The 228-nt window shown below is 75.0% G+C and carries 1 riboswitch.

Annotated elements, in window-relative coordinates:
* Nucleotides 1-38: 38 nt before the first annotated feature.
* Nucleotides 39-152: riboswitch (glycine riboswitch) on the bottom strand.
* Nucleotides 153-228 lie beyond the last annotated feature (76 nt).

Here is a 228-nt window from a genome sequence, read left to right as displayed (position 1 = left end):
GGGCGGGCCGGCGTGAGCCGGCCGCTTTCCAGAGTTGCCTCGCCACGGCGGTACGGGGGCCTGAGAGATTCCGGGGGAGGGTTGCTCCTTCGGCGCCTCGCGGTCACGTCCGCCGGGGCGGTCGCGCGGGAGGGCTCTCCCGCCGCGGTTCGAGCAGCGTGTTGGGTTGTCTGGGTCACAGCCTAACCGCGGACGTGGGCCGTTCGTCCCGCGGGTCCGGTCGGGGGG

Origin of the sequence: Cellulomonas sp. GbtcB1, assembly GCF_019091725.1 — a bacterium.
Classification (GTDB): Bacteria; Actinomycetota; Actinomycetes; order Actinomycetales; family Cellulomonadaceae; genus Cellulomonas.
The sequence above is the reverse complement of the archived record's forward strand: the minus strand, read 5'-3'. Positions and strand labels throughout refer to the sequence as shown.